Origin of the sequence: Amycolatopsis sp. CA-161197, from assembly GCF_050942255.1 — a bacterium.
Taxonomy (GTDB): Bacteria; Actinomycetota; Actinomycetes; order Mycobacteriales; family Pseudonocardiaceae; genus Amycolatopsis.
On sequence record NZ_CP192059.1, the window covers coordinates 2,969,259 to 2,990,796 of the forward strand.

General features: G+C 72.7%; 16 protein-coding genes and 1 pseudogene. 12 read left to right on the forward strand and 5 right to left on the reverse strand.

All coding sequences use genetic code 11. The features are described from left to right. The first annotated feature begins 54 nt into the window (after positions 1-54). Positions 55-1,074 (forward strand): cell division protein ZapE, encoded by a 1,020-nt coding sequence (gene zapE / locus ACQPXB_RS14265; RefSeq protein ID WP_432852101.1) that lies wholly within the window; start codon positions 55-57, stop codon positions 1,072-1,074. On the opposite strand, the gene ACQPXB_RS14270 is transcribed toward zapE, so the two are convergent. Then, positions 1,037-1,612 carry a phosphatase PAP2 family protein gene (locus ACQPXB_RS14270; RefSeq protein ID WP_432852104.1) on the reverse strand — a complete coding sequence of 192 codons (576 nt, stop codon included), beginning with the start codon at positions 1,610-1,612 and terminating at the stop codon, positions 1,037-1,039. The two genes, zapE and ACQPXB_RS14270, sit on opposite strands and share 38 nt — an antisense overlap. 102 nt (positions 1,613-1,714) lie before the next feature. Between ACQPXB_RS14270 and ACQPXB_RS14275 the strand changes: the two genes are divergently transcribed. After that, positions 1,715-2,596, forward strand: a complete 882-nt coding sequence (locus ACQPXB_RS14275; RefSeq protein WP_432852107.1) for an FAD-dependent oxidoreductase — start codon at positions 1,715-1,717, stop codon at positions 2,594-2,596. A gap of 18 nt (positions 2,597-2,614) precedes the next feature. Here ACQPXB_RS14275 and ACQPXB_RS14280 read toward each other — a convergent pair. Together ACQPXB_RS14280 and rocD are read right to left on the reverse strand one after the other, a co-directional pair. Next, a pseudogene (locus ACQPXB_RS14280) lies at positions 2,615-3,969 on the reverse strand (DUF2252 domain-containing protein). A 45-nt stretch (positions 3,970-4,014) separates the two neighbouring features. Beyond that, on the reverse strand, positions 4,015-5,250 hold the full coding sequence (gene rocD, locus ACQPXB_RS14285) for an ornithine--oxo-acid transaminase (protein WP_386956284.1): 1,236 nt from the start codon (positions 5,248-5,250) through the stop codon (positions 4,015-4,017). Positions 5,251-5,394: 144 nt separating this feature from the next. Between rocD and ACQPXB_RS14290 the strand changes: the two genes are divergently transcribed. The 9 genes from ACQPXB_RS14290 (at position 5,395) to ACQPXB_RS14330 (ending at position 16,479) form a co-directional block, all read left to right on the forward strand. Continuing rightward, entirely contained in the window at positions 5,395-5,721 is a 327-nt protein-coding gene (locus ACQPXB_RS14290) for an ArsR/SmtB family transcription factor (RefSeq protein WP_366583194.1), read from the forward strand. Beyond that, positions 5,718-6,185 (forward strand): SRPBCC family protein, encoded by a 468-nt coding sequence (locus ACQPXB_RS14295; RefSeq protein WP_366583195.1) that lies wholly within the window; start codon positions 5,718-5,720, stop codon positions 6,183-6,185. The genes ACQPXB_RS14290 and ACQPXB_RS14295 overlap by 4 nt, the downstream gene beginning before the upstream one ends. A 15-nt stretch (positions 6,186-6,200) precedes the next feature. Then, positions 6,201-7,052, forward strand: a complete 852-nt coding sequence (locus ACQPXB_RS14300; protein WP_432852113.1) for a PPK2 family polyphosphate kinase — start codon at positions 6,201-6,203, stop codon at positions 7,050-7,052. Between the two features lie 20 nt (positions 7,053-7,072). Beyond that, a complete protein-coding gene (locus tag ACQPXB_RS14305) occupies positions 7,073-9,184 on the forward strand; it encodes a prolyl oligopeptidase family serine peptidase (RefSeq protein ID WP_432852116.1) in 2,112 nt (703 codons plus the stop codon). Continuing rightward, complete coding sequence (locus ACQPXB_RS14310) at positions 9,181-10,134, forward strand: LLM class F420-dependent oxidoreductase (RefSeq protein ID WP_432852119.1); 954 nt, start codon at positions 9,181-9,183, stop codon at positions 10,132-10,134. The genes ACQPXB_RS14305 and ACQPXB_RS14310 overlap by 4 nt, the downstream gene beginning before the upstream one ends. A 495-nt stretch (positions 10,135-10,629) precedes the next feature. After that, a complete protein-coding gene (locus ACQPXB_RS14315; protein ID WP_432852122.1) occupies positions 10,630-12,075 on the forward strand; it encodes a pyridoxal phosphate-dependent decarboxylase family protein in 1,446 nt (481 codons plus the stop codon). After that, a complete protein-coding gene (locus ACQPXB_RS14320) occupies positions 12,072-13,379 on the forward strand; it encodes a lysine N(6)-hydroxylase/L-ornithine N(5)-oxygenase family protein (protein ID WP_432852124.1) in 1,308 nt (435 codons plus the stop codon). The genes ACQPXB_RS14315 and ACQPXB_RS14320 overlap by 4 nt, the downstream gene beginning before the upstream one ends. Next, a complete protein-coding gene (locus tag ACQPXB_RS14325; RefSeq protein WP_432852127.1) occupies positions 13,376-15,169 on the forward strand; it encodes an IucA/IucC family protein in 1,794 nt (597 codons plus the stop codon). Before ACQPXB_RS14320 ends, ACQPXB_RS14325 begins: the two co-directional genes overlap by 4 nt. Next, positions 15,166-16,479, forward strand: coding sequence for a glutamine synthetase (locus ACQPXB_RS14330; protein WP_432856617.1), 1,314 nt, complete (start codon positions 15,166-15,168; stop codon positions 16,477-16,479). The genes ACQPXB_RS14325 and ACQPXB_RS14330 overlap by 4 nt, the downstream gene beginning before the upstream one ends. A 58-nt stretch (positions 16,480-16,537) precedes the next feature. Here the strand turns inward: ACQPXB_RS14330 and ACQPXB_RS14335 are convergent, their stop codons facing one another. Then, positions 16,538-17,932, reverse strand: coding sequence for an FAD-binding oxidoreductase (locus ACQPXB_RS14335; RefSeq protein WP_432852130.1), 1,395 nt, complete (start codon positions 17,930-17,932; stop codon positions 16,538-16,540). A gap of 272 nt (positions 17,933-18,204) precedes the next feature. Here ACQPXB_RS14335 and ACQPXB_RS14340 point away from each other — a divergent pair, with 272 nt between their 5' ends. Further along, a complete protein-coding gene (locus tag ACQPXB_RS14340) occupies positions 18,205-21,216 on the forward strand; it encodes an ATP-binding protein (RefSeq protein WP_366583203.1) in 3,012 nt (1,003 codons plus the stop codon). 10 nt (positions 21,217-21,226) lie between these two features. Here ACQPXB_RS14340 and ACQPXB_RS14345 read toward each other — a convergent pair whose 3' ends face one another. Then, complete coding sequence (locus tag ACQPXB_RS14345; RefSeq protein WP_366583204.1) at positions 21,227-21,535, reverse strand: hypothetical protein; 309 nt, start codon at positions 21,533-21,535, stop codon at positions 21,227-21,229. Between the last annotated feature and the right edge of the window lie 3 nt (positions 21,536-21,538).

Consider the following 21,538-nt stretch of genomic DNA (forward strand, 5'->3'; position numbering starts at 1 on the left):
CGGGTGCGGACACCACGACCGCCCGCGCGCGGGGCCTGGCTAGGCTCTGCAGCCATGCCCCCAGCTGCCCTGGCGGACCGGTTTCCCGAGCTCGGGGCCGACGAGCTGATCTCCTCCATGGTGCCGCCGCCGCGGTTCGGCGAGGCGCGGTTCTCCACCTACCTCCCGAACCCCGACGAGCCGAGCCAGGCCGCCGCCGTGAAGTCGTGTTCGGCGTTCGCCGGGCGCATCGGCGACCGGCCGGCGAAGAAGTCGCGGCTGCGTTCGCTCTTCGGCGGCGAGACCGCCCCCGTGGGGCCGATGGGCCTCTACCTCGACGGCGGGTTCGGCGTGGGCAAGACCCACCTGCTCGCCTCGACCTGGCACGACGCGCCTTCGCCCAAGGCGTACGGCACCTTCGTGGAGCTCACGCACCTCGTCGGCGCGCTCGGGTTCGCCGAGGCCGTGCGGCGGCTGTCGGAGCACCGGCTGCTCGCGATCGACGAGTTCGAACTCGACGACCCCGGCGACACCACGCTCGTGTGCCGGCTGCTGCAGGAACTCACCGACGCGGGCGTGTACATCGCCGCGACGTCCAACACACTGCCCGACAAGCTGGGCGAGGGCCGCTTCGCCGCCGAGGACTTCCTGCGCGAGATCCAGGCGCTCTCGCGCCGCTTCGAAGTGGTGCGGGTGGACGGGCCGGACTACCGCCACCGCGGCCTGCCCGACGCGCCGCCGCCGGTGACCGACGAGGAGCTCGACGCGTCGGCCGCCGCGCACGAGAGGTCCACTGTGGACGAGTTCGACGCGCTCGTGGCGCATCTGGCCAAGCTGCACCCGTCGCGGTACGGCAAGCTGCTCGACGGCGTGCGGCGCGTGCACCTCAAGCACGTGACGCCGGCGCCGGACCAGAACGTGGGGCTGCGGCTCGTGGCGTTCGCCGACCGCCTCTACGACCGCGCCATTCCCGTGGTCGTGTCGGGCGTGCCGCTGCCGGAGCTGTTCACCGAGGAGATGGTGAACGGCGGCTACCGCAAGAAGTACCTGCGCGCGGTCAGCCGGCTGACGGCGCTGGCACGCGACGCGGTGTGACGGCCCGCAGGCCGGTCACCACGGCGGTGGCGAAGAACGTGCCGCCGACGATGTCCGTGAGGTAGTGGTAGCCGAGGCCGATCATGCCGATCGCCGCGCAGCACAGGAGAACCACGCCGAGCACGACGGTGAGGACCTTCGGGCGCGCCAGCAGGACCAGCATCACGAGCACCGTCACCAGGCTCACCGTGTGGCCGCTCGGGTAGACGAGGATGTCGTTCTTCCAGCGGTCGAACAGCGGTTTGAGCACCCAGGTGTTGAGCGCCACGGCGAGCGCCGGGCCCGCGACGGCCAGCAGCGCGTCCGTGCGGCGGCGCAGGTACAGGCAGACGCCGGCGATGACCGCGATCGCCGGGATCAGCACGTACGGCTCGGTCGGCAGCACGAGCACGTTCAGCGTGGTGGGGCCCAGGCCGGCGATCGCCTGCGCGGCCCACGTGTCGAGCGCGCCGGGGGAGTGCCCGCCCGCGTAGCCGAGTCCCAGTGCGACGGTCGCGAGCGCGCAGAGCACGGCGACGAGTCCCAGAACGCGGCTCACGATTTCTCCCCTCCCGGCAGCGAGCCTACGCGGATGGCGGGTGGCGCCGATGGCCGGGCTTCGGCCACGATCACGGGCGGGAGCACGAGCGGAGGGAGCGGCATGCGGATCACCGTGGCCGGCGGCGGGGTCGTCGGGCTGAGCTGCGCGTACCGGCTGGCCGAGGCGGGCCACAGCGTCACGGTCGTGACGGCGGGCAAACCGGCGGAGACGACGTCGGCCGTGGCGGGCGGGCTGATCTACCCGCCGGTGGCGCGGCCGGACGAGCGCGTGGTGCGCTGGACCGAGACGACCGTCGGCGTGTACCGCTCGCTGCTCGCGGCGCCCGGGATCCGGTTCCTGCCGGGCTGGATCCGAGTCGCCGCGGACGTGCCCGATCCCCGCTGGCTCACCGCGATGACCGACGTGTCGCGCGAGGGCTCGGTGCTCGCGTTCACCACGGCGCTCGTGGACACTCCGGTGTACCTCACGTGGCTGGCCGAGCAGGTCGCCGCGCTGGGCGTGCGCACCGAGTACCGCACGGTCACGTCCCTGGCCGACCTCGACGCCGACGTCGTCGTCAACGCCACCGGCCTCGCCGGCGGCACCCTCGCGGGCGACGACACCCTCGTGCCGGTGCGCGGCCAGGTCGTCCACCTCGCCGACCCGGGGCTCACGTCGTGGTCGGTCGAGGAAGCCGACGGCGACCTGACGTACGTGATCCCCCACGGCCGCCACGTCGTGTGCGGCGGCACCGAGGAGATCGGCCGCAACGACCTCGAACCCGACCCCGCCGTGGCGGCCGCGATCGTGCGCCGCTGCCGCGAGCTGGAACCGCGCCTGGCCGACGCCGCCGTACTCGGCACCCGCGTGGGCCTGCGGCCGGGCCGGCCGAGCGTGCGCCTGGAACGCACCGGCGACGTCGTCCACTGCTACGGCCACGGCGGCGCGGGAATCACCCTGGCGTGGGGCTGCGCGGAGGACGTGGCTTCCCTGGTGGGTTAGGGCCGGGAAGCCACCGCCTCAGCCGGTGAACTCGGCGTGATCGGCCTCCGTCTGGTCGGCGTACCGCAGCGCATACGCGCCGATCGTCTCGTCGAGGTCTTCGTCGTCGGCGAAGTAGCCGGCGAGCAGTTGCGGGTGCAGTGAGCGCGTGTGGGCACGGGCGAGCAGGGCTCCGGCGAGGCGGCCGTAGTCGTCGAGGTGGTTCTTGCCCAGCGCGGCCGGGTCGATGGCGCCCTTGAGGTTGCGGAACTGGCGGACGACGAAGGGGATGCCGTCGATCGTGGTCCAGCCGAGGAGGATGTCGGTCTCGGCCTGGACGAGGCGGGCACCGGCGACGATGCGGCGGCCTTCGTGGTCGGCGGGGGAGAGGCCGAGGTAGGGCGCGAGCGCCGAGGGCTGCGCCTGTTTCACTTGCAGCACCAGGTCTTCGTCCTCGTTGCCGTGCAGCAGCACGACGTAGCTGCGCAGCCCGACGCTGCCCGTGCCGACCACGCGGAACGCGACGTCGGCCACGCGGTAGCGCGCCACGAGCGTGCGCCGCGATTCGCGCAGGGTGTCCACATAGGACGTCAGCCCGGCCACGACCGAGGCGGCCGCGGCGTCGTCGATGTGCGTGAGCACGGGCGGGTCCTCAACGAACCGGTGGCGCGCCAGGCCGGTTTCGTGGTCGTCGACGTGGCGGGTCCACTTGGCCACGACCTTGGCGCTGGTGTTGCGGCGCGCCTTCTCCTCGGCTTCGGCGAAGTCGTCGATCAGCTCGTCGGCGCGCGCCCGCGACACGGCGGACGCGTCGGGCAGTGCGTTCCACGACTGCAGGTACGGCAGCTCCGCCAGCGCGCGGATCGTGCGCCGGTAGGACTTCACCGCGTCCTCCGCGGCTTCACGGCACGCGGCGGACCCGATCCCGCCCTCGCGTCCGGCGAGCACGAGGCTCGCCGACAGCCGCTTGAGGTCCCACTCCACGGCCCGGGCGCGGTTTCGTCGAAGTCGTTGACGTCCATGACGATCCGGCCCTCGGGCGTGCCGTACAGGCCGAAGTTGGCCGCGTGCGCGTCGCCGCACAGCTGCGCGGTGAGCCCCGACGACGGTGAGCCCGCGAGGTCCGCCGCCATCAGTCCGGCCGCGCCGCGGAAGAAGGTGAACGGCGACGCCGCCATCCGCTCCCGCCGCAGCTCCACCAGTTCGGGCAGCCGCCCCGCGTTGCTCGCCTCGAAGTACTCCCGCACGCGCGGACGCCCCGCGCCCGCCGCCGCGTGGTCGTGCGCCTCGACCGGCGCGCGCTCCCGCAGCTGCTTGCCCCGCGCGTACAGCTGCGCGGGGTCGACGTCGTCCGTGCCGACCAGCGGCCGTTCGACCCAGTCCCCTCGTCCCATACCGGACCCAACGAGCGAACCGGGCGAAACGCTCCCGCGAACGGCCTAGCGGCGCACCACCTGGGCGATCGCGTCGATGCCGCGGTCCAGCTCGTTGCGGCTGATCACCAGCGGCGGCGCGATGCGCAGCGTGTGGTCGTGCGTCTCCTTGCACAGCACACCCAGCCCGGCGAGCGCCTCCGACGCGGCGCGCCCCGTGGGCCCGCCCGGCGCGATGTCCACACCGGCCCACAGGCCGCGGCCGCGGACTTCCGACAGGCCGTGGCCGACCAAAGCGGACAGACGTTCGTGCAGGTGCGCGCCCAGCTCGGCCGAGCGCTGCTGGTACTCGCCGGTCTGCAACAGCCGCACCACCGCGCGGCCGACGGCGCAGGCCACCGGGTTGCCGCCGAACGTCGAACCGTGCTCGCCCGGCTTGAGCACGCCCAGCACGTCGCGGCTGCCGACCACCGCGGACACGGGCAGGATGCCGCCGCCGAGGGCCTTGCCGAGCGTGTAGACGTCGGCGCGCACGCCCTCGTGGTCCAGCGCCAGCACGGTGCCCGTGCGGGCGAGGCCGGACTGGATCTCGTCGGCGATGAGCAGCACGCCGTTCTCGTCGCACGCGCGGCGCACGTCGGCGAAGTACCCGGCCGGCGGCACGATCACGCCGGCCTCGCCCTGCACCGGTTCGAGCAGGACCGCGGCCGTGCGCGGGGTGATGGCGGCGCGCAGGGCGGCCGCGTCGCCGTAGGGGACCGTGACGAAGCCCGGCGTGAACGGGCCGAAGCCGGCGCGCGCGGTGTCGTCGGTGGAGAACGAGACGATCGTGGTGGTGCGGCCGTGGAAGTTGGCGCCCGCGACCACGATCTCGGCCGTGCCGTCGGGCACGCCCTTGACCTGGTGCGCCCACTTGCGCGCCACCTTCACCGCCGACTCCACGGCCTCGGCACCGGAGTTCATCGGCAGCACCATCTCGGTGCCGGTCAGCTCGGCCAGCTCGCGGCAGAACAGCCCGAGCTGGTCGTGGTGGAACGCGCGCGAGGTCAGCGTGACCCGGCCCAGCTGCTCCACGGCCGCGGCGATCAGCGCGGGGTGGCGGTGGCCGAAGTTCAGGGCGGAGTACCCGGACAGGAAGTCGAGGTAGCTCTTGCCCTCGACGTCGGTCACCGTCGCGCCCTCGGCCTCGGCGATCACGACGGGCAGCGGGTGGTAGTTGTGGGTGCTCCACCGCTCGTCGAGCTCGATGAAGCCGTCGGCGGAGGCAGGGCTGGCGGTCTCCCGACCGGCGAGCGTCGTCATGCGTTCAGGCTAGATCCAACGGGCGGGGAATTCAGTCGGGAAACGTTGCTTTCACCCGTCGTTCGTTGCGCAGTCGGGCGGTCTGACCGGCGAATCGATGCGTGGCGTTGACCGCTGTCATTGGTAAGCTGTAACTTACCGTTCGTGGCGACTTACGGAAGCGACCAGCTCTCCGCCCTCGCCGACCCGTCGCGGCGCGCGATCTTCGAAGCGTTGCGCGACGGGCCGCGGGCGGTGGGGGAGCTGGCCGCGGCGTTGCCGATCAGCCGTCCGGCGGTCTCGCAGCACCTGAAGGTGCTCAAGGAAGCGGGTCTGGTCGTCGACCAGGCGGCCGGGACGAGACGGCTGTACCGGCTGCGCCCCGAAGGGATCGCCGCGTTGCGCGCCTACCTCGACGGGATGTGGTCCGACGCGCTGAGTTCGTTCGCCAGGAAAGCCGAGGAAACCGATCCAGGAAGCGAAGCGTCATGACACTCGAACCGATTCGCAAGACGATCACCGTCGCCTGCTCGCGCGAGCACGCGTTCAAGGTCTACACCGAGGGTTTCGACAGCTGGTGGCCGCGCGAGCACCACATCGGCAAGGGAGAGCTCGCCGAGGCCGTGATGGAGACGAAAGAAGGCGGGCGCTGCTACGAGCGGCTCACGGACGGGTCGGAGTGCGACTGGGGCCGCGTGCTCGTGTGGGAGCCACCCGGCCGAGTGGTTCTGTCGTGGCAGATCAATGGGGACTGGAAGATCGATCCGGACCCGGCACACGCAAGTGAGATCGAGCTGGTTTTCACCGAGGAAGGGCCCGGGACCACGCGAGTCGACCTTGAGCACCGCGCGTTCGAGCGGCACGGCGCCACCGCGCAGAAGGTGCGAGACGGCGTGAACACCGAGGGCGGCTGGAACGGACTGCTGAAACTCTTCGCCGCGAAGGCCGCTTCCTGACGTTATCGTCGCCGGATGGCGAAGAAGGACAACGGGACCCGGATCCGCGACGCGCTCCGTGCCACGGCGGAGCTGCCGGATCCGGGTTCCTCACCGGTCGGGCCGGACAAGAAGGGCAAGGGCGAGAAGAAACTCGCCACCGCCGGTGAACGGCTCGACGCCCTGCAGGAGGCGCTGTACGCCGAGGGCACGAGCGGAGGTGGCCGCAGCGTGTTGCTCGTGCTGCAGGGCATGGACACCTCCGGCAAGGGCGGCACCGTCCGGCACGTGCTGGGCCTGGTGAACCCGATGGGCGTGCGGTACAAGGGCTTCAAGGTTCCGACGCCGGCCGAGCGCCGCCACGACTTCCTGTGGCGCATCCGCAAGGAGCTGCCGGCGTCGGGCCATATCGGGGTGTTCGACCGGTCGCACTACGAGGACGTGCTGGTGCCCCGCGTCGCCGGCCTGCTCACCGCGGCCGAGCGGCGCAGCCGGATCTCGCAGATCAACGCGTTCGAGGAGGAGGTCGCGGCGGCCGGGACCACGATCGTCAAGGTGTTCCTGCACATCTCGCCCGAGGAACAGCTGCGCCGGCTCGTCTCGCGGCTGGAGCGGCCGGAGAAGATCTGGAAGTTCGCGCCGTCCGACGTCGAGGCCCGCGGCCACTGGGACGCCTACGCACAGGCCTACGCGGACCTGCTCGCGCGCACCTCGACCGAGCACGCGCCGTGGTACGTCGTGCCGGCCGACCGCAAGTGGTATCGCAACTGGGCCGTCGCCGAGCTGCTGATCGAGACGATGACGGAGATGGCGCCGCGGTTCCCGGAGCCGGACTTCGACGTCGCCGAGCAGCTGGCGATGCTGAAGGGTGATGGCGTGGCGGCCTGATCGTCTGGAAGAGTGCGGGCGTGACCGACTCTGCTCTCGACGACGTTCCGTTCCTCCGCCGCCAGGCCCGCACGCAGCGCTTCACCCTCGGCGCCCCCAAGCAGTTCCGCGTGGCCCCGGACGGCTCGCGCGTGCTGTTCCTCCGCAGCGAGACGGGCACGGACCCGCGGCACAGCCTGTGGTCGCTCGACCTCGGGAGCAGCACGGAGGCCAAGCTCGTCGACGCCGCGGAGCTGCTGCCCGCCGAGGAGGACCTGCCGCCGGAGGAGCGGGCCCGGCGCGAGCGCGCGCGGGAGACCGGCGGCGGCGTGGTGGCCTACGGCGTGGACGACGCGTTCACCGTCGTCACCTTCACGCTGTCCGGCAAGCTCTACACGCTCGACCTGGCCACCGGCGCGACCGCGGTGCTCGTCGACGGCTCGGTCGTCGACCCGCGCCCCAACCCGACGGGCACGCACGTCGCCTACGTCCGCGATCGCCGGCTGCGCGTGATCGAGCTGGCCACGGGCACCGACCGCGCCCTCGTCGAGGAAGACGGCGACGACATCGCCTGGGGTCTCGCGGAGTTCATCGCCGCCGAGGAGATGGACCGCACGCGCGGCTACTGGTGGGCGCCGGACGGGCAGAGCCTCATCGTCGAGCGTTCCGACCGCGGCCCGGTGCCGCGCTGGACCATCGGCGACCCCGCCAACCCGGACCACCCGGCCAACGTCGTGGCCTACCCGTCCGCGGGTTCGCCCAACGCCGTGGTGTCGCTCGCGGTGCTCGGCCTGGACGGCAGCCGCGTCGACGTCGAGCGCGGCGACTGGGAGTACCTGGTCACGGTGCACTGGTCGGCCGGCGGCGCGCCGCTGCTCGCGGTGCAGCCGCGCGACCAGAAGCGCCTCACCGTGCTGGCGCTCGACCCGGCCGACGGCTCCGTGACCGAGCTGCACACCGAGACCGACGAGCACTGGGTCGACATCGTGCAGGGCGTGCCCGCGTGGACCTCCGACGGCCGGCTCGTCACCACCAGCGCCGCCGACGGCGACCACCGCCTCGTGGTGGCGGGGGAGCCCGTCACGCCGCCGGGCATGCAGCTTCGCGCGGTCCTGCACGCGGGCGAGCAGGTGCTCTTCACCGCGTCGGAGGCCGACTCCACCCAGATCCACGTCTACCGCACCGAGTCCGGCGGCGTCCGGCGACTGTCCACTCAGGACGGCGTGCACGTCGGCTCCGGCAGCGCCTCTTTGACCGTGCTCACGGAATGGAGCCTCGCCCACAGCGGCCCGGTCGTCACGGTCCTGCGCGACGGCGCGGAGATCGGCCGCATCACGTCGTCCACAGTGGACCCCGAGATCGAACCCAACCTGACGTGGCTCACGCTGGGCGAGCGCGGCCTGCGCGGCGCCCTGGTGCTGCCGCGCGGCTACGAGCCCAGCGAGGGCAAGCTCCCGGTTCTGCTCGACCCGTACGGTGGCCCCCACGCCCAGCGCGTGCTCCAGAGCCGCAACGCTTTCCTCACCCCGCAGTGGCTCGCCGACCAGGGCTTCGCCGTGCTCGTCACCGACGGCCGAGGCTCGCCCGGCCGCGGCCCGGCTTGGGAGCGCGAGATCGCGGGCAAGCTCGCCGACGTCACCCTCGCCGACCAGGTGGACGCCCTCCACGCCGCCGCGGCCGACCACCCCGAGCTGGACCTCGAACGCGTCGCCATCCGCGGCTGGTCCTACGGCGGTTACCTCTCCGCGCTCGCCGTCCTCCGTCGGCCGGACGTCTTCCACGCCGCCGTCGCCGGCGCCCCCGTCACCGACTGGGCCCTTTACGACACCCACTACACCGAGCGCTACCTGGGCAACCCGCAGGACGCCCCCGAGGTTTACGAGCACAACTCGCTGATCGCCGACGCCGGCGAACTCTCCCGGGCGCTGCTCATCGTCCACGGCCTCGCCGACGACAACGTCTTCCCGGCGCACTCGTTGAGGTTGTCGGGCGCTCTGCTGGCGAAGGGCCGCCCCCACGTCTTCCTCCCGCTGGCCGGGGCCACCCACATGACCCCGCAGGCCGAGGAGGTCGCGGAAAACCTGATGCGCACGCAGGTCGACTGGATCCTGCGTGAGCTCGCCTCCGTCACCGTCGACAAGGAGAACGCATGAACCGGTGGGGCCTGACCATCCCGCTCACGGGGGTGCCGCTCATGGAGCATCGCGCCCTCGTGGAACAACTGCCCGACCTGGGCTACACCGACGCGTGGACGGCCGAAACCGCCGGCACCGACGCCTTCACCCCGTTGGTGCTGGCGTCCCAATGGGCGCCCCAGCTACGCCTCGGCACCGCCATCGTGCCCGTGTACACGCGCGGCCCGGGCCTCCTGGCCATGAGCGCCTCCACCCTCGCCGAACTCGCCCCGGGCCGCTTCGTCCTCGGCATCGGCGCCTCCTCCCCGGTCATCGTCGAAGGCTGGAACGGCGCGGCCTTCGAGGAACCGTTCGTCCGCACCCGCGACACCCTCCACTTCCTCCGCAGCGCCCTGGCGGGCGAAAAGGTCACCCAGTCCTACGACACCTTCTCCGTCAACAAGTTCCGCCTGGAACGCGCCCCCGACCCCGCCCCGTCGATCATGCTCGCGGCCCTGCGCCCCGGCATGCTCCGCCTCGCCGCGGCCGAAGCGGACGGCGCCATCACCAACTGGCTCTCCGCCACCGACGTCCCCCAGATCCGCAAAGTCATCGGCCCCGACGTCGAACTCGCCGCCCGAATCTTCGTCTGCCCCACCGAAGACAAAGACGCCGCACGGGCCCTGGGCCGCATGATGATCTCCAGCTACCTGACCGTCCCCGTCTACGCCGCCTTCCACGACTGGCTAGGCCGCGGCGACCAACTCGCCCCCATGCACACCGCCTGGTCCGCCGGCGACCGCAAGAAGGCCAACGAACTCATCCCCGACTCCGTCGTCGACGACCTCGTCATCCACGGCTCCGTCGAATCCTGCCGCGACCAGGTCCAGTCCTATGTGGACAACGGCCTCGCCACCCCCATCATCGCTCTCCTCCCCACCGGCACCGACCCCTTCGACCTGGCCAAGGGTCTAGCCCCCCAACGCTGACCCCCCGCACCACCCCGCGCGCCCCAATGCGGCATTCGTTGCGCTCAACGCACTGAACGCCACATTGGGGCGCTTCCGTCCCCACCCAACCCCCACCCCCAACGCACCTCGCCGTCCAACCCACCGCCGCGCTCCCTTGCCTCCACCCAACGGCCACCCGGCAACACAACCCACGATCCACCGACCCCTCCCCGCACCCTTCCCCCTCCCGGCCCCCGATTCTTTTCCCCAACACGGTGGAGATCGGTTTGTCAAGGCACGCTTTCCCGCCTTGACAAACCGATCTCCACCGTCGTGACAATCAAAAATCGGGGTGCCCACCCCCACCATCCCGGCCGCAATGGTGCGCTCCGCGCGCCGAGCCCCCCGAACGGCCGACGCAACAACCCCACCCACCCCACCATCCTGAACACAGAGGACCCCCTCCGTCCTCTAGCGGTGGGTATCCGTACAGTTGCATAGGGTAGGCAAGGTTACCCTAAGAAAGGCGGCTCCATGGGTGGAGATTCAGCGACCTGGCTGGCCGGCGGCCGCGACGGTGCAACACACCTCACCGACCTCATCCCCGTCGCCCTCCAGGGCATGGCCGCAGGCATCACCGAACGCAACGGCCCCATCCCGTCCGGCGGCCCCGCCTCCGTAGCCGCCTCCCTCGCCGCGGCCGGCGGCACCCAGCACCTCCCCAAAACCGGGATCGGCGCCGAACAAGCCCTCCACCACTACTCGACCCTCCTCGCAGAAGGCACAGCCGACCCAGCAGACCCGGCTTGCGCCGCCCACCTCCACTGCCCCCCGCTGGCCGTCTCCGTCGCCGCCGACGTGGTGGCCGCGGCGATGAACCCCTCCATGGACTCCTGGGACCAAGCCCCCATGGCCAGCGAACTCGAAGCAGAGTTCCTCAGCGGCATCGCCCACCTCTGCTTCCCGGCCACCCCCACGGCCGACGCCGTGGTCACCTCCGGCGGCACCGAATCCAACCTCCTCGGCCTCCTCCTGGCCCGGGAAACCACGCCAGGAACCGTCCACCCGGTCTGCGGCTCCAACTCCCACCACAGCGTCTCCCGCGCGGCCTGGCTCCTCGGCCTCCCGGCCCCGGTCGTCGTCCCCTGCCAAGACGACCGCATGATCCCCGAAGCCCTGGCCGAAGCCCTCAAGCCACTGGGCGCAGAGGCAGTGGTCATCGCCACCGCCGGCACCACCAACACCGGCCGAATCGATCCCCTCGAGGAGATCGCCCGCATCTGCCACCTCTCCGGCGCCCGCCTCCACGTCGACGCGGCCTACGGCGGCCTGCTCCTCTGCAGCGAAACCCTGGCCCCCCGCGTCGCCGGCCTCGAACTCGCCGACTCCGTCGCCCTCGACATGCACAAGTTCGGCTGGCAACCCGTCGCCGCCGGCCTCTTCGCCGCGCGAAACGCCGCCGACCTCTCCGCGCTGACCGTCCGCGCCGAGTACCTCAACGCCGACGACGACACCGAAGCCGGCCTCCCCGACCTCCTCGGCCGCTCCATCCGGACCTCCCGCCGTCCCGACGCCTTCCGCATGGCCGTCACCGTCCGCGCGCTCGGCACCGAAGGCCTCGGCGCCCTCGTCGAACGCTGCTGCTCCACCGCGACCGAGGTCAACGAGCTGGTGGAACGCCACCCCGCCCTGCAGTCCTGGGGCAAACCGGAGCTGTCCACCGTCGTCTTCCGCCCGCGCGGCGCCGACGACGACCTCATCGCCCGCGTCCGCCGCACGCTGCTGGAAGCCGGCACCGCCGTGATCGGCCGCGGCGCCCTGCCGACCGGCCCCGACGGCGCCCCGCAGCTGTGGCTCAAGCTCACCCTGCTGCACCCGCACACCACGGCCGCGGACTACGTGGAGCTGCTCGACCGGGTCGTCGCCACAGCAGAAGCCGAGCGCAGCGTGACCGCACCGCAGAGCCCGGTCGCCTCGTGAGGCGCTTCGACCTCGCGGGCGTGGGGATCGGGCCGTTCAACCTGTCGCTCGCCGCGCTGGCCGACCCGCTCGACCAGCTCGACGTGGTGCTCTTCGACGCGCGCCCGGAGTTCCGCTGGCACCCCGGGCTCCTGATCGACGGCGCGACGCTTCAGGTCCCGTTCCTCGCCGACCTGGTGTCGCTCGTCGACCCCACGAGCCGGCACTCGTTCCTCAACTACCTGCGCGAACGCGGCCGCCTGCTGCCGTTCTACTTCGCCGAGCGCTTCCACCTGCCGCGCGCGGAGTACGACGACTACGGCCGCTGGGCCGCCGCCCGCCTGCCGGCGTGCCGCTTCGGCCACGAGGTCACGGGCCTGCGCTGGGCGGCCGCGGAGGAGGCGTTCGAGCTGACCGTGCCGGGCACCGAACCGGTCCTGGCGTCGTCGGTGGTGCTCGGCGTCGGCACGCGGCCGAGCGTGCCCGAACCGCTACGCGACCTCGTCGCGGCCCCGGGCGTGCTCGCCCTGCACTCGGCCGACTACCTCACCCACCGCGCCGAGCTGCTGGCCGCGGAGACGGTGACCGTGGTCGGTTCCGGGCAGTCGGGGGCCGAGGTGTTCCTCGACCTCCTGCGCTCACGCTCCACTGTGGACGGTCTGCGCTGGCTCGCCCGCACACCCGCGTTCGCGCCGATGGAGTACTCGAAGCTGGGCCTGGAGCAGTTCACCCCGGACTACACGGCCTACTTCCACGGCCTGCCCGAGGCGGTGCGCGACCGGCTGCTGCCGTCGCAGTGGCAGCTGTACAAGGGGATCGACGCGGAGACCATCGCCGCGATCCACGACGAGCTCTACCGTCGCAGCATCGGCGGCGGCTGGCCCGGCGCGGCGCTCACGCCCGGCGTCGAGGTCGTCTCGGCCACGGCCGGCGACGGCGGGATCGAGCTGGGTCTGCGGCACGCCGAGCAGGGGAGCACCGCCACGCACCGCACGCACGCCGTGGTCTCCGCGACCGGTTACGCCGAAACGCCGACCGCGCCCTTGCTGCGGGAGCTGGCCGTGCGCCGCGACGGCCACGGCCGGCTCGTCGTGGGCGCGGACCACCGGCTGGAGCTGGGCGACGGCGTCACCGGTTCGGTGTTCGTGCAGAACGCCGAGCGCCACACCCACGGCCCCGGCGCACCCGACCTCGGCCTCGGCGCCTGGCGCGCCGCGGCGATCCTCAACGCGGTGTGCGGCAAGCCGGTCTACGAGCTGCCCGAGCGCACCGCCTTCACCACGTTCGGCCTGAACACCGGATCAGAACCCACGGAGGAGCAGTGACCCTGACCGACGCCGCCGCCTGGCGGGCCGCGGGCTCGCTCGTCACGCACAAGATGCTCGGCGAGCTGTCCTACGAGGCGATGCTGCGCCCGAACCCCGGCGAACCGACCCGCGACGGCCACCGCACCTGGTTGCTCGACCTCCCCGGCGGCGTCTCGTACCGCTTCGAGGCCCGCCGCGGCGCGTTCGAGTCGTGGACCGTCCTGCCGGGCAGCGCCGTCCGGCTCGCCGACGGAGCCGAGACTCAGGCCGACGACCCGCGCACCCTGGTCGTCGACGCCCGGGAAACGCTGGGCCTCACCGGGATGCGCCTGGCCGACGTGCTGGCGGAGCTCACCGCCACCGTCACCAACGAGGCCGCCCGCCTGCGCCGCGCCCCGACCGCCGCCGAACTGTCCACGATGGACTACAACCTCGCCGACGGCCACCTCACCGGCCACCCGCGGCTCGTGCTGAACAAGGGCCGCGTCGGCTTCTCGGCTCCGGACCGCGCCCGCTACGCGCCGGAGGCGGGCGAGGACGTCCGCCTGCGCTGGTATGCCGTCCACCGCGACCTGGCGCAGTTCCGTTCCGTCGCGGAGCTCGACGCCGAAACCCTGCTCCACCAGGAGCTGAACGACACCCAGCGCGAGGAGTTCACCACGCGCGTCGCCGTCGTCGGCGACCCGGCCGACTACGTGTGGGTGCCCGTGCACCCGTGGCAGGCCGACGAGATCCTCGGCACCCTGTACTCCGCCGAACTCGCGACCGGCCGGATGATCGAGCTGGGGGAGAGCGCCGACGCCTACCGGCCCCACCAGACGGTGCGCACGCTCGCCAACCGCAGCCGCCCCGATCGCCACGACGTTAAAACCGCCGTCTCCGTGCGCAACACGCTGGTCTACCGCGGCCTGAACTCCGCGGCGACGCTGGCCGGGCCGTCGGTCACCGAGTGGCTGCGCCGCGTCGACGCGGCCGACCCGCTGCTGTCGGAGAAGTACCGCTTCGCGCTGCTGGGCGAGGTGGCGAGCGTGTCCGTGCGTCACCCGTTGTTCGGCGCGCTCGAAGAGCTGCCCTACCGCTTCCACGAAACCCTCGGCGCGCTGTGGCGCGAGCCGCTCGTCGCGACGCTGGCCGAGGGCGAACGCGCGATCTCCTTCGCCGCCTTGCCTTACCGCGACGCTTCGGGCGAAGCCGTGCTCACGCGGCTCATCACGCAGGCCGGCGACGGCGCCGAGGTGTGGCTGTCGTGGCTGTTCGACCTGCTGCTCACGCCGCTGCTGCAGTGGCTGCTGCGTTACGGCGTCGGGTTCTGCCCCCACGGCCAGAACCTCATCCTCGTCGTCGACGCCGACAGCCAGCCCGTGCGCGTGGCCATCAAGGACTTCGCGCAGGGCGTGGACCTGATGGACGAGGAACTGCCTTGTTACGCGGACCTCCCGCCCGAGGCCGACGCCGACATGCTGCGCTGGCCCGCCCACCTGCTCGCGCAGTCGCTGTTCAGTTCCGTGTTCTCCGGCCAGCTGCGGTTCTGGGCCGAGGTGCTGCTCGACGACCTCGGCCTGGCCCGCGGCGACTTCTGGGCCCTGGTGCGCGAGGTCGTCGGCCGCTACCGCGACGAGAACCCCGACGTCGCCGAGCGCTTCGACGCGTGTCGGCTGTTCGCGCCCGACGTGGAGCGCGTCACGCTCAACCGCGAGCACTTCGCCGGGCAGGGCTTCGACAAGCTGGAGCGCGACGACGAGTTCGACGTCCGCTGGGGCCGAGTGCCGAACCCCTTGCACGCGCCCGACCCGGACGGCGCGTGGTGACGCCGTTCGACCGGCCCGCCGGCGCGCGCTCGCTCACCGTGCGCGCGGAGGCGGGCTCCGCTGCGGCGGCCGTGCTGCGGCACGTGCTCGCCGAGGAGGGCACGCGCCTGGTGCTGCTCGTGCCCGACCCGCACGCGCGGTTCGCCGCGGTGGAGGTGGAGGCGCCGTTCGCCGCGTCGGTGCTCGACGACGGCTACGGCGTGTGCAGCTACGTCTTCGCCTGGACGCCGGAGCGGGAACCGTTGCCGGACACCGGTTCCCTGAGCGCCTACCTCGGCGGCTTCGGCGACCTGCGCATGCGTGCGGACGCCGCGACGGCCGTGCCACTGGGGGAGCGCACCTGGGCCGTGGTGTGCGACGCCGAGCTGCCCTCGGGTGAGCCGGCGGGCCTCGCGCCGCGCACGGTGCTGCGGACGCAGCTGGCCGCGCTCGAGGAGTTCGGTCTGGTGCCGTCCATCGGGATCGAGCACGAGGTCGTGTTCCGCGACGGCTCCGGCGCCCCGCTGACCGGCCACGGCGTCGACTACGCGGTGGGCGGCACCGAACGCCTGGCTCCGCTCCTGGCCGACCTGCGCTCGGCCGCCTCGGCCCTGGGCGTGGAGTCCGCCCGCGCCGAATGCCACCCCGGCCAGTACGAAGTGGTGCTGCGCCACCGCGACGCGCTCACCGCGTGCGACGACGCCCTGCTGCTCCAGCTGCTCACCCGCCGCGTCGCGAGCCGGCACGGCGCGAGCGCCGACTACCTCGCCGCGCCGGAGACCGGCCAGGGCAACTCGTGCCACGTCCACCTGTCACTGTCCACTCCGGACGGTCCGGCGGGGTTTCCCTTCGGCCTCGGCGCCTTCCTCGCGGGCGTGCTGCGCGACGCGCGGGCGCTCACCGCCGTGTGGGCGCCGACGTGGAACAGCTACGTCCGCCTGCGCACGGCGTCGTTCTCCCCGCGCGTGCTGCGCTGGGGCCCGGACGACCGCACCGCCGCCGTCCGGCTCTGCGGCACCTCAGCGTCGCCCCGGCTCGAGTTCCGTTTCGCCGGCGCCGACGCCCAGCCGCACCTCGTCGTGGCCGCCCTGGTGGCGGCCGGCTGCGCGGGCGTGGCCGACGGTCTGACACCCCCGGACCCGGGCACGGTCGTCGGCGAGCTCGCCCCGACGCCGTGGGAAGCGCTGGCGGAGCTGGAAAAGGGCCGGACGAGCGAGCTGCTGGGGGAGGACGTCTCCACCCAGCAGCTCGCCTTGCTGCGTCAGGAACTCCACGCCGGGCTGGACGCCGTCACCGACTTCCAGCGCCGTCGTGGCTCCCTCCGTTCCTGACCGCGGTGTGCTGCGGTGCGGCCCCGACCGCTGCGCCGCAGCCACCCGGCCGGGCCGCTCACGAACCGGACGGCCGGATGTTCTGGTTGATGTGGAACAGGTTCTGCGGGTCGTACCGGTTCTTGACCTGCGCCAGCCGCGCGTAGTTGTCGCGGTAGGCGGCCCGCACGCGGTCGTCACCCTCCTCCATCATGAAGTTGACGTAGGCGCCGCCGGCCGAGGTCGGGTGCAGCTCGGTCCAGTAGTCCTTCGTCCAGCGGGTGATCTTCTCCCGGTTGTCGGGCGAGGGGTCCACGCCCACGATCACACCGGACCAGCCGCCGTCGCGGTAGGGGAACGCCGTGGCGTCGGCGGCGACCCGGGCAGCGGCACCGTCGATCGGGTACATGTGCATGCTGGAGTGCATCGTCGGCAGCATCTCGCCGAAGCGGCGGTGGATGGCGATCGCGTCGTCGGAGATCTCCGTGGTGACGTCGGCACGCCAGTACCACTGCAGACCCGACGGATACAGCGCGTCGAACGCGCTCTGCAGCGCCGTGAACGGCATCGGCTGCAGACCCACCACCAGCGGTGACCCGAACGAGCGCACCGGCTCGAAGACCTCGTCGGCCCTCGCGTGGTCACCGGTGTAGCACCAGACGATGGCGCACGCCTTGCGGTTCCACAGCTCCTCCGGGAACGGTGGTGCCGGCGGGATGGTGATCAGCCCGAACCAGCCGCTGAGCTCTTCGGGCAGCGAAGGCAGCAGCTCGCGGTACCAGCGCAGCACGTCTTCGGTGTCCTCCAGTGCGTAGAGCACCGGGCCGCCGATGATCGTGCCGTGGTCCCCGATGTCGTGGCAGCGGAAGGTGAACGACGTGACCACGCCGAAGTTGCCGCCGCCCCCGCGCAGGGCCCAGAACAGGTCCGGGTTCGACTTCTCACTGGCGTGCACGAAACTGCCGTCGGCGAGGACGACGTCCGCGGAGAGCAGGTTGTCGACCGTCAGCCCGAAGCGCCGGGCCAGGTAGCCGATCCCGCCGCCGAGGGTCAGCCCGCCGACGCCGGTGGAGGAGATGATCCCCGACGGCGTGGCCATGCCGAAGCCCACGGTCGCGTGGTCGACGTCGCCCCAGGTGCACCCGGCGTCGACGCGCACGGTGTGCGTCTCGGGGTCCACGGTCGTGCTGCGCATCGCCGAAAGGTCGACCACCAACGCGTCGTCGGCGATGCCCAGCCCGCCGGCGTTGTGCCCGCCGCCGCGCACGGCGAGGTCGATCCGGTTCTCCCGCGCGAAATTCACACACGTGACGACGTCCGCGGTGTCCGCACACCGGGCGATGGCGGCCGGGTGCTTGTCGATCATCCCGTTGTACACGGCGCGCGCCTGGTCGTAGCCGTCGTCGCCGCGCGTCACGAGCTCGCCCCTCAGCGCCAGTGCCAGCTCGGGGAACGGTGCGGTGATGGTGGTCATGCGATTTCTCCCTGATGTGGAACGGCCTCCCGGTCGGGCTGCCTGCCCCACCGAAGCTAGGGACGGGGCGTTCGCGCAGCGTTCGGGTGCGCCGAGGGGTCCGTTCGGTGACGAGTTTTTTGCCGGGAACGCAGGCGTTCCCGGCGATCTTTTTGGCCTAGTGCAAGAACTTCTCCACGGCGCTCATCGCGCGCCCGCGAGCCGGCCCGGCGGCGGAGCCGTCCTGTGCGCCCACCGCCCGACTACCGTGCCTGGACAGGAGGCACCCCGGGATGCTCTACGTGTCGCTGCTGGGCGAGCAGTCGGTCACCCACGGTGCGACCGGGCCGGCGGTGACCCGGTCGCCGCGGGCGATCGCGCTCGTCGGCTACCTCGTGACGCACGCGGGGCTGCCGCAGCCGAGGCAGCGGATCGCGTCGCTGTTCTGGCCCGATTCCTCCGACGCGCAGGCCCGCACGAACCTGCGCCGCGAGCTGCACCACCTGCGCCAGGTCCTGGGCGAGGACTCGGCGCTGCTCGCGACCGCGACCGATCTGTCCTGGCAGGACACTCCCCGTTGCCGCGTCGACGTGCGCGTGTTCGACGCCGAACGCCGCGCGGCACTGGCCGCCGGCGAAGACGAGGAAGTCCGCGCCCACGCCGGCGCCGCGCTGGCCGAGTACCGCGGCGAGCTGATGCCCGGCCTGGCCGACGAATGGCTCTTCGAACCCCGCAACGAGCTCGAACAGCAATGTGTGGCCCTGTGCGACCTGCTCGGCGACGCCCAGTGCCGCCTGGGCGACCTCGCGGGCGCTGCGGAAACCGCCCGCCGCCGGATCCGCCTGCGGCCGCTGGAAGAGCTGGGCTACCGCACGCTCATGGAGCTGCAGGCCGACCTCGGCGACCGCGCTGGGGCCGTGAGCACCTACCACCAGTGCGCGGCGGTGCTCGAACGCGAGCTGGGCGTGGCGCCCGACCGCGCCACGCAAGCGGCGTTGCGGCGGCTGCTGGCCGACGCCGTGCCCAGCCGCGAATCCCGGCTCGTCGGCCGCACCCGCGAGTTCACGCGGCTGCGGGAACGGTGGCAGCAAGCCGCGCGCGGCCAGCCGTCGGTGGCGCTCGTGCGGGGCGACGCCGGTGTCGGCAAGACCCGGCTGGTGGTCGAGCTGGCCCGGCTCGCGCGCAGCCAGGGTGCGGTGGTGGCGGGGACGCAGTGCTTCGGGACGTCGGGCCGGCTCGCGCTGGCGCCGGTGGCGGACTGGCTGCGCAACCCCGTGCTGCAGCCGTCGTTGGCGACACTCGCGCCCGTCTGGCGCGCCGAAGTGGACCGGCTCGTGCCGGCCGGCAAGGACAGCGGCAAGGAAGGCGGACCGGCGCCCGTGGTGCGCGCGGTGGCCGACGCGTGGCAGCGGCACCGCTTCTTCGAAGGGCTCGCCCGCGCCCTCACCGGCGCCGGCCGGCCGACGTTGCTCGTGCTCGACAACGCGCAGTGGTGCGATCAGGAAACCCTGGCGTTCCTGCTCTTCTGCCTCGGCCTCGAACCCCGCGCACCGCTGCTGCTCGCCGCCACTCAGCGGTCGGATCCCGGCGACGGCACCCTCGCCGGCTGGACGGAACGCCTGCGCGCCACCGGCCGGCTGTCCGAAGTGGATCTCAGCCCACTGGACCTCGACGACACCGCGCGGCTGGCCGAGTCCGTCTCCGGTCTCCTGCCTTCGGGCGACGAGCTCACCCTCCTGCACGCCGCGACCGGCGGCTTCCCGCTGTCGGTGGTGGAGGCGCTGCGCTCCGGCGGCCCGCCCGGAGACCTCGACGCCGTGCTCACCGAACGCCTGCGGCAACCGACTCCCGACGCCCGCGAGATCGCGGGTCTGGCGGCCGCCGTTGGCCGGGATTTCTCGCTCGACCTGCTCACCGAGGCCAGCGACCTCGACGCCGAAGCCGTGGTGCGCGCCGTCGACGAGCTGTGGCGGCTGCGGATCCTGCGCGAGTTCCGCGACGGCTACGACTTCTCCCACGACCTGCTCCGCGACGCCGCCTACCGCCAGGTGACCCGCGCGCGGCGGTGGCTGCTGCACCGCCGGCTGGCCCAGAGCCTCGAACTGCTGCACCCCGGCGACACCGGTTCCGTCTCCGCGCAGCTGGCCGAGCAGTACGCCCGCGGCGGCCGGCCGGACCGGGCCGTGGAGTTCTACCGCCGGGCCGCCGAGCTCGCGTCCGGCACCTTCGCCCACGGCGAGGCGATCCGGCTGCTGCGCGAAGCCCTGTCGTTGCTCGCCGGCGCCCCCGCCGGGCCGGAGACCGACCGCCGTGAGCTGGAGGTGCTCGAAGCCCTTTCCGGACCCCTCAACGCCCGGCTCGGCTACGCGTCCCCCGACCTCCAACGCGCCCTCGAACGCTCGATCGTGCTCGCGGAACGCCTGGGGCAGCAGGATTCCACGCTCGTCGCCTTGGTGGGGCTGTGGACGTCGAGGTTCGTGCAAGGCCGCACCGCCCGCGCGCACGAAGCGGCGAAACGCGCGCTCGAACTCGTCGACGACGACCGCACCAAAGACGAGCTCAACGGCTCCGCGCACTTCGCGTTCGCCGGCTCGTCGGTGAGCCTCGGCCGGCCCGGGGAGGCGCTGCGCCACTTCGACCTCGCCGCCCGCCTCACGCGCGGCGCGCCGTCGCTGCCCATCGGCACGCGCCCCGAGGTGCACAGCCCGGCCTGGGCCGCGCACGCGCACTGGCTGCTGGGGCACGAGGACGAAGCGCTCCGCAGCTGCCGTGAAGCCGTCAGCCTGGCGCGCACGAAGACGCACCCGTACAGCCTCGCCGTGGCCCTCGCGTACGCCGGCATCACCCACCAGATGCGCGGCGACCTCGGCGACGTGAAGCAGGTCTCGGCCGAGCTGCGCGAGCTCTGCGGCCGTTACGGCTTCGCCTACTACCGCGAGTGGGGCCTCGTCCTCGGCGGCTGGGTCCGCGGCGACGCCGACGGCCTCGCCGACATCCGCCGCGGCGTCGCCAACCTCAAGGCCGAGGGCTCGCTCGCCCGCATGCCCTACTGGCTCGCGCTGCAGGCCGACCTGCTGGCCCGCCACGACCGGCCCGGCCCGGCCCGGGCCGCCCTCGACGCCGCCCTCGTCGTCGGCCAGGCCCGCGACGACCTCTGGTGGCTCCCCGAGGTGTTGCGCCTGCGCTCCGCCTACGACGGGCGCGAACAAGGCCGGATCCGCCTGAAGTCGGCGGTGGAGCTGGCGGCCGCGCAGGGGAGTACGACGCTGCGGCTGCGCTGCGAACGCGACCTCGACCGGTATTGAGCCGCAGCGTTCAGGGGCGTTCGCCGGCCCGCTCGACGACGAACGCCCGGCACCTCTCGAGCGCGTCGTGCAGCCGCGCCGCTCGCTCCAGCACGAGTTCGAGCTCCAGGACCGTCGGCACCGTGGTTTCCCTGAGCCGCCACACGATCCCGGACATCTTCAGCGACAGCCCCCACGTCACCGCGTCGGCCGCGTCGACCAGCTCCTGCAGCGCGCGACGGTCACCGGCCGGCAGCCCCGGACGCGTGCCAGTGTCCCGGGACGTGGAGGCCCTGCCGCCACCCGACGTGGCGGCAGGGGTCTGGGCGCGAACGGTCATGGC